A 383-nucleotide genomic window follows, 5' to 3' on the forward strand; every position below is an offset into this window, starting at 1 on the left:
GTTTACCCACGGCGATAAGCCCGGCCAGCCAGCCAATGCACTGGGGGCCAGCCAGCCAATGCACTGGGGGCCGGCCAGCCAGAAAAGGCGGGCTTTCAGTAATCCGGTCATGCCTTCACGGGTATAAATCGCATCCGGCATCAACCAGAGCCGCAGCGCTGCGCCAATGGCCATACCTCCCCCCGGCCCTAGGGTCATCCAGAACAGATAACTCATTCCCTGCCCGAAGCTGCGGATTTCCCCCGTAGCGCTGAAGACGTTAAACAGCACGACGATGAAGGCGATAACAAACGCTATTGCAAAGTATTTAATGACAAGCGGCATGCTCAGATTTCCTTATTTTCTGCATTGCTGAGCGGCACTCAGCATGTTGTCCATGAAGC

1 protein-coding gene is annotated in these 383 nt (G+C 56.1%); it reads right to left on the bottom strand.

Annotation, left to right across the window (positions count from 1 at the left end; all coding sequences use genetic code 11):
- Positions 1-324 (bottom strand): hypothetical protein (locus ADK28_RS06065; RefSeq protein ID WP_065429410.1); only part of this gene is annotated, 324 nt, incomplete at its 3' end.
- Positions 325-383: the final 59 nt, after the last annotated feature.

The sequence above is a fragment of the Serratia sp. 506_PEND genome (assembly GCF_001076875.1).
Lineage (GTDB): Bacteria > Pseudomonadota > Gammaproteobacteria > Enterobacterales > Enterobacteriaceae > Serratia > Serratia marcescens.